We start from the raw sequence: 14,247 nt of genomic DNA, 5'->3' as shown, positions 1-14,247 counted from the left end.
ACGTGCAATATGTTCTGGTAGAACAAACGGGTGGGTTGCATTAAGAAAAGTGCTTTTTTGTTGATTGTAAAGGGTTGCGTGAAAAAGGAGGTATGTATGGCGCAGGAATAGCGTCTATTTAGTGCACGTGGAATGGTGATTCTTTTCTTCGAGCCCAACCCGGTTGTACTTGATTTGCCAGGAAACTCGGTTGAGTTGGGATGTGTATGATGTTTGGGATATATACACATTGGGTTTTGGATATGCGCACCAACATAGTTATTGATGATCACTTGATGAGCGAAGTACTCAAGCTTACGGGTTTGAAAACGAAGCGAGAAGCCGTTGAGTTTGGATTGAAAACAGTTGTTCGACTTGCGCGACAAGAAAAGATAAAGCAACTCCGCGGCAAGGTTCGTTGGGAAGGAGATCTCGACCAAATGCGAACGGACTCATGATCATCGTCGACACAAGTGTTTGGATCGATTTCTTCAATGGAAGAGACACGCCACAAACAAATACGCTCGATCGACTGCTGGGAAACGAGCCTGTCGCAATTGGTGATTTAATCCTTCTTGAAATCCTTCAGGGATTTCGGTCTGATAAAGACTATCAGCAGGCAAAGCAGTTGTTGTCTTCCCTGACAATTTTTGAGCTGCTTGGCAGGGAGAACGCTATCAAAAGTGCAGCATTTTTTCGAACACTAAGAAAGCAGGGGATAACCATCCGAAAGTCGGCAGATGTGATCATCGCTACGTTCTGTATTGTAAAAAAACACGCATTGCTTTTCTCCGACAAAGACTTTCTGCCGTTTGTAGAAGTTTTTGGATTACAAACGATTGGGGCGAGTGTTTAAGTTGAGGCCTGGCGTAGCACTTTATCTCGTTTACCTGTCGCCGCTCGCCCTGAGGGTGGGGATAATCTCTTCAGACAAAAATTGCTGCACTGCCTGGTTGTGATCAACACCGCGTGGCCGATTTCGCAGCGATGAAGTGACTATTACAATCGATTCAAGCTCGGGTAAAATGAAAATGTATTGCCCGCCGTATCCCCAGGCAAAATAGGTTTGCTCACCACCAAACACCCGGGACCACCACAGGTAGCCATAGCGGTGCCCATTCCAGGGGGAGATGGTACGCGGCTCCCAGGAAATTTCTATCCACTCCGCCGGCACCAGTTGCTCACCTTTGTAGCGCCCCTTGTTCAAAAACACCTGCCCGAACCGCAACATGTCGCGGGGACGCAGCGCCATGTTGTTGCCGCCGAGGTAGTACCCCTGCGGATCCTGGTCCCACTTGTGCATCGGGATGCCCAGTTTCCTGAAAAATGCCTCGCGCGCATAAGAACGCAGGTTTTTACCACTGGCGCGTGAAAGGATCACTGAAATCAAATGCGTGTTGCCCGTGCTGTACGTCATGCACGCACCAATCTCACAAGCAATATCCCGGTCAAGCGCATACTTGACCCAGTCCTTCGAAGCGACCCATGCGCCATAGGTCCCAAAGCTTGTGCCTTCGAGTCCGGTTGTCATCGAAAGCACATCGCGCAATGTGATTTGATTTCGATGGGCATCGTCTATTTCTGCATAATATTCGGGGAGAAAGTCAGCAATTTTCTGATCAGGACCTTCCAGTAACCCATCTCGCATTGCAATACCAACAAGTGGAGAAAGCAGTGTTTTAGAAACGGACTTCATGTTTACCGCTTTGTCTGCTTTCATCCCGCGATAATACCGCTCAGCTACAATTTCTCCTTTCTGGTAGATGATCAGGCTGTTAAGCGGCGCGAGTTCGTCCGCGCGATCGAGGAGGGGTGCAAATTTATCTGCGGGTTGTGCCTCAGTGATGGTGGGGAGAACGGCAACAAATAGCCACAGCAGAAGGGTTCTTATCGAAAATGTAGTTGATGCAGACCTGATCATATCAGTATTGGCAATTTGCAAATGATGAAGGGCTTGGCGGTTAACCTGAGACCGTCCATTATAGGTTGACACTTTGATCGCCATGTTGCCCCGTTGACCGTCATCCCCAACTTGATTGGTTATCCACCCGGATAGCATTAAACATCCCTGTAGAGCATCATGCCTGTGGATCCCCCGTCAAGCTGAGGATGACAGTGTGCTGGATCAGGAAGTAGTGCGTAATAGAAAAGACCCATCAAGATTAAATAGGTCGCCGCTAACGTAGATGACGGCCCTTTTCCTGGTGAGCTATTGACGCTCAACCAGGCAGCGCCGTTTCATCTGCCATTTCTTCTTCGCGTTTGGGTAGGGTAACGCGGAAGCAGGTGCCTTTGTCGGGTGTGGAGGAGAAGGCGATTTTGCCTTCGTGGTCTTCGACAACCTTCTTTACGATGGCGAGACCAAGGCCGGTGCCTTCTGCCTTGCCGGCAGTGGTAAAAGGTTCAAAGAGCCGGCCCTGCATTTCTGTGGGGATGCCCGGTCCGTTGTCTTTGAATTCAAAGATGAGGCTGTCGTCAGTTGTGCTGGTTCGAATCCTGAACTCGCCGCCATCGGGCATGGCCTGCATCGCGTTGCGCGCCAGGTTATGGATAACGCGCATGATTTTGTTTTCGTCGAAATGCGCTACACCATTATATGCTGCTTCAAGCTTGATCTGCACGTTTTTGTCGGCAAGCTCGTGTTCGAGCTGTTTGACCATGTCATCCAGAAAACGCGAGAGGTATACCTTTCGGATAATGAGATGGGATTCTCCGCGTGCAAATGCGAGTACTTCGCGCGTCATCCCATCCATCATGTCGAACTGGCGTTTGATCAGTTCTGTGTAGGATTTCCGCTCGTCCTCATTTTCTATCTCCGCCATCATATCTGCATACCAGGAAACGACGGTCATCGGCGTTTTGAGGTCGTGCATCACGCCGGCCATCATCTGGCCGATGGTGGCAAGGCGATTTTCATTTTCGCGTTCTACATTTGCACGGGCAAGCTGCACCGCGCGAGAAACCTGGCCGGCAATCAATTCGAGCAGGCGTAAATCATCTTCATCAAAAACAGGGGAATCGCCCCGTGTTGACGGGCCAAGCTTGTCAATGATCTCGATGGCGCCAAGCGTTTCGCCGCCATAAACAAGCGGCGCGCACAGAATATGATTGGGGTTCAGTCCGATCCGGTCAGCAATTTCAGCAGCGTGACGCGGATCTGCGTCTGGGTTGTTGACGATGGCCGGTTTGCCATTTGCTGCAACCCAGCCGATGACGCCTTTACCAAGTTGTAGCCTGTGTTTGAGAACGCTGTCGCCGTGCTGTCCGGCTGTGGTATGGAAACGCAGGTCGCCCATGCGTTTTGAAATCAACGCAATGGAGCCGGCTGTAGCGCCAACAATTTCGATGGACCGACGCAAAATGCGTTCGAGCAACTCATCGAGATCGTGCAGCGAGTTCATTTCGCGCTCTATATCATAGAGCACGTTTAGTTCGAAGCCACGCTGTTTGAGCTCTTCCTGGGTTTCGTAGAGCTCTTCGTTCTTTGTAACAACCGACTGGTAGAGTTTGGTATTCTCGATGGCACTGGCTGCGAGGCTGGCGAGGGCTGCAAGGAGCTCTTCGTCGTCCTGCATAAACGGGCCGGCTTTTTTATTGAGTACCTGAACGGCCCCAATGATATTCCCGACGTGGTTGCGCATCGGGATGCATAAAATCGATTGGGTGCGGTAGCCCGTTTTCTGGTCGTACGCCGGCTGAAACCGATCGTCGCTGTAGGCATCGGGGATGTTGATGGTTTCTCCCGAAGAGGCAACCCAGCCGGCGAGGCCTTCTCCAATTTTGAGATGTATCTCTACCTCTTCGTTGCCCTGGGCGAGCCGCGACCATAAAAACTGCCCGTCTTCCGAGAGCAGATATAACGTAGACCGGTCTGCCTCCATCAACAGCGTAATATTCTCCACGATGAGCTTGAGCAAAGACTCAAGGTCCATCGCAGAGGAAAGCGCGCGCCCGACTTCTTTTACAAGCGCCAGCTTCTTTTTTTCTGCTGATAGTTGGGCTTCTATCGTAGGCATTGGAAGATAAAGTTAGGGTTTCAGGCTGAGGGGGTAGTTATGAGATTGGTATCTGATGCCTGAAACTACCTCATGATTTCGTGCCAAGTTAGAACTATTCCAGACGTTTCTCAACTGTTTTAGCCAAACGTTGGGTTGACTCGCTCAAAATTGACCGTACTGAAAGGGCAAATAGTCTAGCCTAACAGGGCCAATACCCTGGGGCGCGCTAACATCCAGGCGGCGAGTGTCATGCCGTCCCAAATGGTATTCTCACGGATGAGGGCATCAACTTCGTGAATGCTGTACTGGTGTATTTCAAACTCTTCGGTCAGATCTGGTTTTGCTTCCGTTGGCGTGAGGTCTGATCCTACGTATACGTGGCAAATCTCACTGGTGACGCCGTTGTACGGGTTGAAGTGGCCAACATCAACGAGGGTGCCGGCTTCAAAGCCGGCTTCTTCAGCCAGTTCATGGTGTGCTGTTTCTTTATGGTCGCTGCCTTCATTAATGCTGCCACAAGGGAATTCAAGGCTTTCGCGGTCGCACAAATATCTATACTGCTTAACCAGTAAAATTTTGCCGGCAGCTGTTACTGGTACCACGGCACTGGAACCGCGTGTATAAACAAAATGATATTCTCCGCTTACGCCATCGGGAATTTGAAAGGTATCAACTTTGTACGTCCACCATGGATTTACAAATCGAACGGTTTGGCCGAGTTTTTTCCAACGTTTTAACATGTTATACCGTCTGAAGGCAGGGCAGCGTTAACGCGCAGCACTGTGCATGGCGTAGAAGAGTTCGGTGCCAATTTGCCGTACACGTTCATCGTAGCGTGCGGTTTCCTCTGGGGTGTCGTCAGCTTCTTTTGGGTCTTTGTAAGTCAAGGCAATGCGTGTAGCGCCGGGGATGAAGGGGCAATGGGCGTCTGCATGATTGCAGGTCATGACTGCTGCAAATCCCGTTGATGGGTTAACCGGATCGTCATAGGTTTTGGAAAAACAGGTTAGCGCCGGCGCGTTTTTTGCAAAGCTTACCAGGTACTGCGGATTGATACCGCCGGGATTGTGAATCATGAACCCGGCCCGCTCCATAGCTGCTACTGCCCGCGGGTTAAACGCTGTTGCTTCGGTACCGCCGGAGTAACAGGTGGCCGCTATATTATAATAGTGTGCTGCTGTAGCGGCCCATATCTGGCTGATATGGCTGCGTCGCGAATTATGGGTACAGATAAAATTCAGCTTAGCTGGTTGTGGCTGTGTATTTATATAAGCAGCCAATTGTTCGAGGGCAACCTTCCGTGCAGCCGGAATCTGATCGAAACTATGGATCAGGGACGCGATGTAGGTTGATAATCCGGGGTAAATTTCCACAATAATCAAGTGTTGTAAAAAACAAACTACGAATGCCTGCATATCATAGGCATCAGCTCCCCGGCTGGATGTTAAGGCAATGATAAATTGTGCTGGCATTTGTTATGGGACACCTGAAAAGACACTTCAAATCAGCACTTCATGCGCTCAGGGATGACTAATAAGTACATGTCCAGGACCCACATGTCTGTTTAGCTCTACCCGTACCTAACACCTTGGTGTAGCTAAATGTATGCGAATCAAAACGCACTGGATCGAGATACAGCGCGCCAGAACGGCATGGTTGTGATTGTACCTGAGAAGGGAGATCACTCGATTTTGCTGTTGAATGATGTATTTGCCACTGTTGAATTACGTAGCCTCTCCAAATTGGGCGGGCACGGATTTGGGTATGGTATTGTTGCTACCGTACGGGCAACCGGTCACTATAAACTTGTACTGGAAGCCTCTAGCCACAACGATGATGCGGGATTCTTTTTTGTGTTTCCATCAAAAACCATCGTTGCAGAAGCTGTGACCCAGGGTAAACGTTGGGTTTACCACTATCTGGAAAAACAATACGGGGTTGACCCGCACACCGAACCCATACAGTGCAAACTGGCGGTGCGCCGGCACGAAAAAGCCACACTTGATCGGTTTGTGCAGTGGCTCTATACTGAACAGGGTATCCGTTTTTACAAGCAGGCTGAACCTGAAGAGGCACAGCGCTTCTTGCCGGCCAATGTTGTGCAACACCAGTTGACAGCAGATTTTCTTGGCGTTGACCACGACGCCTGGATGAAGGAGAAGGCCCAGGTCTTTCTCGGCGCAGTAAACAGGGAGCAGCCGGCGCAGCCGCGCACCTATGTCCCTGTTTCCAGAGAGATTCCGGCTTTCCCCGAGTTTCGCCCCTGGCCCGTGGAAGTTGCCAAAGAAGGCAACCCGGATGAAAAAGCTGTACCCGGAGAATTGCCAAAGCCTCGCCGTAAATCCGACCGGTTGTCACCCATTTCATGGCTGTTCAAAAAACGGCCGGCTGAAGGCAAGCACAAAAAACGATTTGGTATTTTTGGTGCCGCTGATTCCAAAACTGACGTTTGACAGCCCGTTTTCCAGGCTGAATGCGTTAAGAATTGAGCGCAGTGCCTAAATCGGATTGAAAATTTTGATGTTTCCTTGGCATAACCCGATATTGTACAATCCCCATTCGGCATTCGAAACTCGGCATTCAAACTAAACCCCTACCCAAATGAATCGCCCCGATCGCCAATACACTGAAGCCCTTGAGGTTTTCCGGCGGCTGGTTACGATAATGACGCGAAAGAAAGTTGTGGAGAAAATGCTGGCTGACGACAAGAAACTGTCTGCTATTTCTTTTATTGAGCGTACAAAACGGAAGTAGATTGCTTCGCAAAGGCAGAGCATATCGATAAATTTACCGTTTGTTGGCGATTTCGCTTGTGTTGTCAAGTGTACTACCACTTGTTGGGCAAAAATGGTGAACCTTTCGAGGAGAAGCCTGGCGTTGAGGATGAGCACGCACACGGATAGTGCTGTGTGAAGGATCGTAATGCCTTTAATATCTCTGGAAGAAAAGTGCAGTATTGCAGTCTGATGGTGCAGTCCTGCGAGCTGGTTCATTCGGCCAACAAAAAACAAACCACAACCAGGCAACAATGGCTAGAATTGTGATGCTGCTTTTTTTGATGCTGACTGCGGGTTGTCAGAAAGCACCTGATCCTGCCCGCCAAGAAGCTGTTGCTGAACGCGGAGCGGAAGTGATGCCATTCGAGCTGGACCGTTCCACCCACGTATTCGACAAACGGGAAGATGGTGGTTTGCAGCAAGTATACTCGGATGACGGCGATGCTTCAGAGGTTGCACTGATCCGCGCCCATTTGCAGGAAATTGCCGGCAAGTTTGCTGCGGGGGATTTCCACGAACCCGCCATGATCCACGGCCACAACATGCCGGGTCTTCATGCACTGGCGATGGGGCACGAGCAACTCGATATATCGTACAGTGAAATCGAGAATGGCGGTCAAATTCTCTATACGAGCGAGGAAACCGTGCTGGTAGAAGCGATTCATCATTGGTTCGATGCACAACTTTCTGATCATGGAAGTCACGCGCAAGGGCATGATTAAGCATGCCGATTATACAATGGTTAGGGTGAACTGTTGAACGGTCGTTACCCTTGGCGGGTGAGGATCTGTGGGCGAGAGATGCTGTGTGATCCGATTGAAAACAAAAAAGCCTCACAAACGGTGTTTGCAAGGCTTCAAGTGGGCGATACTGGATTCGAACCAGTGACCTCCTGCTTGTAAGGCAGGCGCTCTAACCAGCTGAGCTAATCGCCCCAATATCAAAAGGCAATGTCAGCATACCTTTGAAAGAGGGCGATAAACTTAACCTTTACAATAAAAGTTTCCAAATCCTGAGAATTCGTTAAACAGGGGAGAAGGGCGAAACCCGGCGGGGGGCAGTGCATTAAACCCTGCTCTCTTTTTAAGAAGCAGGATCATTCAGCTGAATTTAGATCAATGAAACGCACTTACCAGCCCAGCCGACGCAAGCGCGCCAACAAACATGGCTTCCGCTCTCGTATGGCTACAAAAAACGGACGCAAACTGCTCGCCCGCCGGCGTGCAAAAGGTCGTAAAGTTCTCACTGTTAGCGATACTCGCAGCGGTAAATAAGCCCGGCGCCCGGTGTGGCACAGGACCCGTCAGTTCGTCGACTATCGTTCCCCCCTGGCTTTCGCCTCAAGCGGAAACGCCTCATTCGTCCCCTTTTTGATCGACACAGACAGGACGTCCAAACCGTTACTGCCGGCTGCATCCGCCTTGTATTCAGACAAGTAGCCCCGGATGAGCTTGCAGCTTCGGTACCCCTGCAAATTGGATTTACCACCGGCAGAGGTATCAAACGAGCCGTCGACCGCAATGCCCTGAAGCGGCACATGCGCGAGGCTTTCAGGCGCAACCAGCATATGCTGCTCGATGCATGCGCAAGCCAGCCTGGTACCACATTGACCATCATGGTTATTTTCAGGGGGAGCCTCGACGCTGCTGCGCAGCAAATCCCCCGGCATATACCCACCGCTTTTTCGTCGCTTGTCAGGAAAATTCAAGAAGGCTACACGCCCGATTGAACCTTTCTCCTTAAACTACAGGTAGAACAACGACTTACGGCCCATTTACAAGGCCGCGTGGACTAAAAAGGACAAGACTTTGGATCGCAACGTAGTCACTGCAACCGTACTCATCACCCTGATTCTGCTGGTATGGTTCTATTTCATCACCCCGCCTTTGCCGCCTCCCGGTGAAGGCCCAGGTGCTGATTCTACCCTCGTTACTGAACAAATCCCACTCCAGGCCGAAGAAGAGCGTGCCCAGGAGCCCACGCTGCAAGCAGCGCCACCCGTTGTCGTTGATTCTACAACTGCCGCCGCGCAAACTGGTGAAGCACGCATTATTACCGTAGAAACTGACCTCTACGAAGCCCAATTCTCCACAAAAGGCGCCACCCTGGTTTCTTTTGAACTGAAAAACTTCAAACAGTTTGACCAGGAAACGCCAATCAATATCGTTGATACCACTAAAGTAGGCTCACTTGGTCTGTTCTTTACAACCCCATCGAGCCGCAATGTTGATACGCGGTCTTTCTTTTTTGAAACTGACTTAAACGGCGATGTTATTCGCCTGGATGAAGGTGACGACCCGGCAACCCTGCAGTTTGCTGTACAGGTAGGGGAGGGGCGCATTATACAGACGTATACGTTCACCCCGGGCAGCTATGAAGTTGGCCTTTCCCTTCAACAGGAAGATGCCCTCTCATTCTCTACCCGCGAAGGATACGATCTCTTTTGGGATGGCGGGGTGCCGTTCTCTGAAGGTGACCACGAAACGGAAGCCATCAAAACCGCCAGCTATGCCCGCGCCGGCAAAGATGTTGTTGGCATTACCCTCGACGGCGAGAACTACGAAGAAGAAGACGTCCGGGGCTCGGTTTCCTGGATTGGCGTAAAGAACCAGTATTTTGCCGCGATTGTGATTCCTTCCGGCGATACACGCGGGGCCGAGCTCATTGGCGAGCGCTTTGGCGAGCTTGAAGATCCGGATATGCGGGAAGATTACGAGGCCCGCCTGCAAATGCCGGCTGCTACCGGCGACGTAGACGAATTTCGCCTCTACCTGGGCCCCATGGAATACAGCCGCATATCTGCCTACGACCTTGGCCTGTATGATATGGTGGATTACGGGTGGGACTTCTTCGAATTTCTGACCCGGCCTATCGCCAAGTTTGTCTTTATCCCGGTATTCAACTTCCTGGATAATTACATCCCAAGCTACGGTATCATCATCATTATCATGGCTTTCCTGATAAAAGGAGCCGTATACCCGCTTACGAAGAAGTCTTACCGCAGCATGGCGCAAATGCGTGAGCTGCAGCCGAAGCTCGAAGCGCTCAAGGAGAAGTATGGGGATAACCCTCAGAAGCAGCAGGAAGCGACGATGAAGCTTTACCGGGATTCCGGTGTGAATCCGCTCGGGGGCTGTATGCCGATGCTGTTCCAGTACCCCATCATTATCGCGTTGTGGCAGTTCTTGCCGCAGTCGATCGAAATCCGCCAGCAGGGTTTCCTTTGGGCAAATGACCTGTCTGCACCAGACAAAATCCTGAGCTTGCCGTTTGAAATACCACTTTACGGTGACTTTGTAGCTGGTTTCTGTATGTTGATGGGTATTTCGATGATCATCCAGATGCGCATCCAGGCATCGCCGTCGACCAATCCGCAGGCGAAAATGATTATGTACCTGATGCCGGCGATGATTTTCTTCATCTTCAACAAATGGGCATCTGGTCTGAACCTGTACTATCTCTGCTATAACGTAATTACAGCGATTCAGCAGAAGTTTATCAACAAGTCGATCGAAGCTGAGAAGAAGCTTGAAGAAGAGCAGGGTGGGCCACGCAAAAACGCAAAAGGCAAAGCTGCTACAAAATCCAAAACAAATGGTCGCTCGAAAAACGGGCGCTCCAATGGCCGGCAAAAAGGCAAGTCGCCTCGCGTGAAGCGATAAACAGCGGACAAACCCAAACGCGTATGTCCGACACCATCGCTGCAATTGCTACGGCCCGTGGTGAGGCTGCCCTTGCCATTGTTCGCCTGTCGGGCCCCGAGGCCTGTACCATTGCCGGGGCCTGTTTTCGTGGCAAAGATCTCAAAACGGTCCCTTCCCACACCGCCCACGTTGGGTACATTCAGGATGCTGCTGGCACTGATATTGACCAGGTTGTCGTGGTCGTGTTCAAATCTCCCCGCAGTGTCACTGGCGAAGACGTTGTAGAAATCTCTTGCCATGGCGGTGACTTTGCCTCGCAGTTTATCCTCAAGACCCTGGTAGACCACGGTGCGCGCCTTGCCAATCCTGGTGAATTCACGCAACGGGCTTTCCTAAACGGAAAAATGGATTTGACGCAGGCAGAAGCCGTTGCTGATCTCATCCATGCTTCTTCAACGATGGCCCACCGCGTTTCGCTGCACCACATCCAGGGAAGGTATGCTGAACAGTTGGCCGGCTTGCGAGAAGAACTGCTTTCTCTGTGCGCTTTCATTGAACTGGAACTGGATTTTTCAGAAGAGGACGTAGACTTCGTCGATCGGGACCGCCTGACAGCCTTGCTGGAGCAGATTCGTGTGTTGTTGGAAGCACTGGTTGGTTCCTATCAATTGGGCGTTCTGGTGCGCGATGGTGTGCGGGTTGTAATAGGCGGCCGGCCAAATGCCGGGAAGTCTACCTTGCTCAATGCGCTGGCCGGACGCGATAGGGCCATCGTGAGCAATATTCCGGGTACCACCCGCGATGAAATTGAAGCGGAAGTTGAAATAGAAGGCCTGCGGTTTCGGTTTGTTGATACCGCCGGCCTCCGCGATGCGCAGGATGTGATTGAGGCAGAAGGTGTACGCCGCGCGCAGCGCTCCATTGAATCAGCAGACTTGCTGCTCTACGTCTACGATATAAATACCGGACTCGATGCGGAAGAGGAAGCGTGGCTGACTTCGATGCGTGCATCCCAGGAGCATCTGCCCATTATTCTGATCGGCAACAAGCTCGATGCGTGGCCTGAAAGCAAATCAAAACCAGCAACCACCCCCGAGCACCAGATGCTTTCGTCTGAGAAGGGCCGGCACGATGCATCCTTGCTACAACCCCTCATCGACCAGATGCTCGCCATTGCCGGCACTGATCTGAAAAATATAGAAGCATCGCCTGTCGTGATGAATCAGCGACACCAGGCACACCTTGAAAACGCGCTCGGCGCCGTGCGTTCTGCGCAGCAGGCAATGGCAATGGATGCAACGGGAGATACGCTTGCCCTCGACCTGCGCGTTGCACTGCATGAGTTGGGACACATAACGGGCGAAATCACCAACGAAGACGTGTTAGATCAAATCTTTTCCCGTTTCTGTATTGGAAAGTAGGGGAGGGCGAATTCCTATGGTACAGGGCTATAGATCCGGGTACCTCAGCCGATCCTTTTAAGAGGCCGATTCACATCGATCCATCTGTAAACGGCCTGTTGAAATCGACCATCTGAGTGCCAGGACTTTCTGATTATGAAATTAGCCCGTTCCGTTACGCAGGCAACCAAACCAGCTCCCGAAGAACAACCTGCCGAAGAATTTTCTTTGCTTGAATTGCGTGATCGCGTTGTGATCATGATGAGTTTCAAGCAACTGGTGTCTATCGAGAAAATCGAGCACGCCTGGAGGCAGTGGAAAGAGGGGGGAGAGATTGCATCCGCGGATACCTTGTGGCGCGTATTGGCAAAAGATCCTGATCTCAACAAAGACGAAATCTATGCCTGTGCAGCTGAGGTCTATGCGTTCGATGAAGGGAAGATTTCTGCTGAAACGTACGGGTTTGTGCAGCAGCAAAAAGAGGCATTCTCTGAGACAGCCTGGAAGATGTTTCGCGACCATCACATGGCACCCATCGGCCGGCAGGGGAATACATGGCTCTTTGCTACACACGATCCGACAAACAACAAAGTCTCTCGCATCCTGCGCGGCTGTGGCATCAAGAATTACGAACTGCGGTTTGTCCCTGAATCAGATATTGTTACGCTGATCCAGGAGGGCTTCCCGGTAATTGAGAAAAACGAGTACCTGGACCGTGTTGAAAATGGAGAAGATGCTGCACTAGACCTGGGGACCTCGTTTGAAGCTGCCAAGTCAACCGGGCTCATCGATGAAGACGCCCTCGAAGCAGAAATTGGACGCTCGTCGCTCATCAACCTTTTTGAAGCGACCATTCTGGAAGCTGTTAGGAAAGGGGTATCGGATATTCACATCTTCCCTAACAAAGACCGCAAAATTGAAATCCATTTCCGCGTTGACGGTCAGCTTGATTGCTGGTATGTGGAGAAGCGGTTTGATGCAGAAGCCTTTCTCGCTGTTGTAAAAGACAACTCGCTCAACGTCGACCGTTTCGAGCGCGAGTCGGCACAGGATGGATTTATTCAGCGCGTGATAGATGATACGCTCATTCGATTTCGTGTCTCGGTGTTGCCCATTGCAAACGCCTCGCAGGATGTGAGATCTGAGAGCATCGTTATTCGAGTGCTTGATGATCGAAACGTAATTACCGACCTCCGGCAGCTTGGTTTGTTGGAGCAAGCGCTGGATCGATTCAACAATGCAATCCGGCAGCCAAACGGCATGGTTATCCTGACCGGTCCGACCGGGTCAGGTAAAACGACAACCCTGTTTGCCTGTTTGCACCAGGTGGTGACACCGAAGGTAAACGTACTTACGGTTGAGGATCCGGTGGAGTACATCATCAACGGGGTACGCCAGATCAAGCTGAGTCACAAGCTGGATTTGAATGGTGCCATCCGCGCGATCCTCCGACACGACCCGGATATTGTGATGGTGGGGGAGATGCGTGACAAGCCAACAGCCGACCTGGCGATCAAGCTTGCAAATACGGGCCACTTGTGTTTCTCCACGCTGCATACCAATGATGCCGCAAGCGCTGTTAGCCGTCTGTATAAAATGGGCGTTGAGCCCTTCCTGATTGCTTACGCGATTAACCTCGTGGTTGCACAGCGATTGATCCGCCGGCTGTGCTCGAAGTGCAAGGTGCCCGACAAAACCCAAACAAACAAACTGCTCAAGAGCATCGGCTTCACCGATGACGAAATCCAGGACAATACCTTCTACAAAACTGGCAACAACAAAAATTGTAAAAAGTGCAAAGGTAAAGGATACAAAGGCCGGCGCGCGATCACGGAGACCCTGGCATTTTCGCCGGCCATTCGGAGCATCATTGTAGACTCCAAAGAGAACATCAATGAAGCCGCCATTGTCAAGACTGCCGTTGAAGAAGGCATGATGACCCTTCAGGATTCTGCGCGCGAATACGTCAAGCTTGGCGAGACGTCTATCGAAGAATTGGTCCGTGTTGTTGCTACCCAGGTTTAGTGTGATCGGTTACAAAACCAGTTACCTTCAAATCCAAACAGACTGAAATCCAAACAGCTGCATGCCCCCATGACCTGGCAATTTTTGGTCACAAAAATTGACGCGGACAGGTGTCGTGGGTCTTATGGTTTGCAATGGATAAATCCAAACAGTTGAAGATCCGTTGCCTTTGGTCAACGTGCCTGGTTTTCGCCGGCCGAAACGTCACAGTTTCGATGTACGCTATCACATGCGCGTTATCGTAAGCCGGCATTTGAGACAACTGCCGGCTCAAATCCAAACAGCCCTGAAAGCCCCTTTCGCGACCCTTTTGCTGTAGCTTAATTGGTAACGGTTACCGTAAAACGGCGTTTTTGGAGGTATTTGAGGGTGTCTGTTTTGGAACGAGGATGATACTGGCCAGGCCCATTCCATTTTAAAACAG

14 protein-coding genes and 1 tRNA gene are annotated in these 14,247 nt (G+C 51.0%); 10 read left to right on the top strand and 5 right to left on the bottom strand.

All coding sequences use genetic code 11. The features are described 5' to 3' along the window. The first annotated feature begins 242 nt into the window (after positions 1–242). Both AAF564_00235 and AAF564_00230 read left to right on the top strand, forming a co-directional pair. On the top strand, positions 243–437 hold the full coding sequence (locus AAF564_00235; GenBank protein ID MEM8483938.1) for a type II toxin-antitoxin system VapB family antitoxin: 195 nt from the start codon (positions 243–245) through the stop codon (positions 435–437). After that, positions 434–835, top strand: coding sequence for a PIN domain nuclease (locus AAF564_00230; GenBank protein ID MEM8483937.1), 402 nt, complete (start codon positions 434–436; stop codon positions 833–835). Before AAF564_00235 ends, AAF564_00230 begins: the two co-directional genes overlap by 4 nt. 30 nt (positions 836–865) lie before the next feature. Here AAF564_00230 and AAF564_00225 read toward each other — a convergent pair whose 3' ends face one another. The 4 genes from AAF564_00225 to AAF564_00210 form a co-directional block, all read right to left on the bottom strand. After that, positions 866–1,900, bottom strand: a complete 1,035-nt coding sequence (locus tag AAF564_00225; protein ID MEM8483936.1) for a serine hydrolase — start codon at positions 1,898–1,900, stop codon at positions 866–868. Positions 1,901–2,198: 298 nt separating this feature from the next. Then, positions 2,199–3,995 (bottom strand): GAF domain-containing protein, encoded by a 1,797-nt coding sequence (locus AAF564_00220; GenBank protein ID MEM8483935.1) that lies wholly within the window; start codon positions 3,993–3,995, stop codon positions 2,199–2,201. Between the two features lie 176 nt (positions 3,996–4,171). Then, complete coding sequence (locus AAF564_00215; GenBank protein ID MEM8483934.1) at positions 4,172–4,717, bottom strand: NUDIX hydrolase; 546 nt, start codon at positions 4,715–4,717, stop codon at positions 4,172–4,174. Between the two features lie 27 nt (positions 4,718–4,744). After that, positions 4,745–5,350: a protein-tyrosine-phosphatase gene (locus AAF564_00210; GenBank protein MEM8483933.1), complete on the bottom strand. Its 606-nt coding sequence runs from the start codon at positions 5,348–5,350 to the stop codon at positions 4,745–4,747. A 228-nt stretch (positions 5,351–5,578) separates the two neighbouring features. Between AAF564_00210 and AAF564_00205 the strand changes: the two genes are divergently transcribed. From AAF564_00205 to AAF564_00195, 3 genes are all read left to right on the top strand, one after another. Next, complete coding sequence (locus AAF564_00205; GenBank protein ID MEM8483932.1) at positions 5,579–6,430, top strand: hypothetical protein; 852 nt, start codon at positions 5,579–5,581, stop codon at positions 6,428–6,430. A gap of 148 nt (positions 6,431–6,578) precedes the next feature. Continuing rightward, a complete protein-coding gene (locus AAF564_00200) occupies positions 6,579–6,731 on the top strand; it encodes a hypothetical protein (GenBank protein MEM8483931.1) in 153 nt (50 codons plus the stop codon). Between the two features lie 274 nt (positions 6,732–7,005). Next, positions 7,006–7,476, top strand: a complete 471-nt coding sequence (locus tag AAF564_00195; GenBank protein ID MEM8483930.1) for an aspartate carbamoyltransferase — start codon at positions 7,006–7,008, stop codon at positions 7,474–7,476. Between the two features lie 139 nt (positions 7,477–7,615). Here AAF564_00195 and AAF564_00190 read toward each other — a convergent pair. Then, positions 7,616–7,689 (bottom strand) — tRNA-Val (locus AAF564_00190). Positions 7,690–7,872: 183 nt separating this feature from the next. Between AAF564_00190 and rpmH the strand changes: the two genes are divergently transcribed. The 5 genes from rpmH to AAF564_00165 all read left to right on the top strand — a co-directional run bounded on the left by rpmH (position 7,873) and on the right by AAF564_00165 (position 13,823). Then, entirely contained in the window at positions 7,873–8,028 is a 156-nt protein-coding gene (gene rpmH / locus AAF564_00185) for a 50S ribosomal protein L34 (GenBank protein ID MEM8483929.1), read from the top strand. 14 nt (positions 8,029–8,042) lie between these two features. Further along, entirely contained in the window at positions 8,043–8,483 is a 441-nt protein-coding gene (locus AAF564_00180; GenBank protein ID MEM8483928.1) for a ribonuclease P protein component, read from the top strand. 79 nt (positions 8,484–8,562) lie between these two features. Further along, on the top strand, positions 8,563–10,416 hold the full coding sequence (gene yidC, locus AAF564_00175; protein ID MEM8483927.1) for a membrane protein insertase YidC: 1,854 nt from the start codon (positions 8,563–8,565) through the stop codon (positions 10,414–10,416). Positions 10,417–10,439: 23 nt separating this feature from the next. Next, positions 10,440–11,819, top strand: a complete 1,380-nt coding sequence (mnmE, locus tag AAF564_00170; GenBank protein MEM8483926.1) for a tRNA uridine-5-carboxymethylaminomethyl(34) synthesis GTPase MnmE — start codon at positions 10,440–10,442, stop codon at positions 11,817–11,819. Positions 11,820–11,954: 135 nt separating this feature from the next. Next, positions 11,955–13,823: a GspE/PulE family protein gene (locus tag AAF564_00165; GenBank protein MEM8483925.1), complete on the top strand. Its 1,869-nt coding sequence runs from the start codon at positions 11,955–11,957 to the stop codon at positions 13,821–13,823. The last annotated feature ends 424 nt before the right edge of the window (positions 13,824–14,247 follow it).

It is taken from the genome of Bacteroidota bacterium, assembly GCA_039111535.1.
GTDB lineage: Bacteria > Bacteroidota > Rhodothermia > Rhodothermales > JAHQVL01 > JBCCIM01.
This window is presented reverse-complemented; position numbering and strand designations above follow the sequence as displayed.

Coding starts and splice junctions, on each gene's coding strand:
- AAF564_00235 (MEM8483938.1), top strand. CDS start 243: ATGCGCACCAACATAGTTATTGATGATCACTTGATGAGCGAAGTACTC.
- AAF564_00230 (MEM8483937.1), top strand. CDS start 434: ATGATCATCGTCGACACAAGTGTTTGGATCGATTTCTTCAATGGAAGA.
- AAF564_00225 (MEM8483936.1), bottom strand. CDS start 1,900: ATGATCAGGTCTGCATCAACTACATTTTCGATAAGAACCCTTCTGCTG.
- AAF564_00220 (MEM8483935.1), bottom strand. CDS start 3,995: ATGCCTACGATAGAAGCCCAACTATCAGCAGAAAAAAAGAAGCTGGCG.
- AAF564_00215 (MEM8483934.1), bottom strand. CDS start 4,717: ATGTTAAAACGTTGGAAAAAACTCGGCCAAACCGTTCGATTTGTAAAT.
- AAF564_00205 (MEM8483932.1), top strand. CDS start 5,579: ATGTATGCGAATCAAAACGCACTGGATCGAGATACAGCGCGCCAGAAC.
- AAF564_00200 (MEM8483931.1), top strand. CDS start 6,579: ATGAATCGCCCCGATCGCCAATACACTGAAGCCCTTGAGGTTTTCCGG.
- AAF564_00195 (MEM8483930.1), top strand. CDS start 7,006: ATGGCTAGAATTGTGATGCTGCTTTTTTTGATGCTGACTGCGGGTTGT.
- rpmH (MEM8483929.1), top strand. CDS start 7,873: ATGAAACGCACTTACCAGCCCAGCCGACGCAAGCGCGCCAACAAACAT.
- mnmE (MEM8483926.1), top strand. CDS start 10,440: ATGTCCGACACCATCGCTGCAATTGCTACGGCCCGTGGTGAGGCTGCC.
- AAF564_00165 (MEM8483925.1), top strand. CDS start 11,955: ATGAAATTAGCCCGTTCCGTTACGCAGGCAACCAAACCAGCTCCCGAA.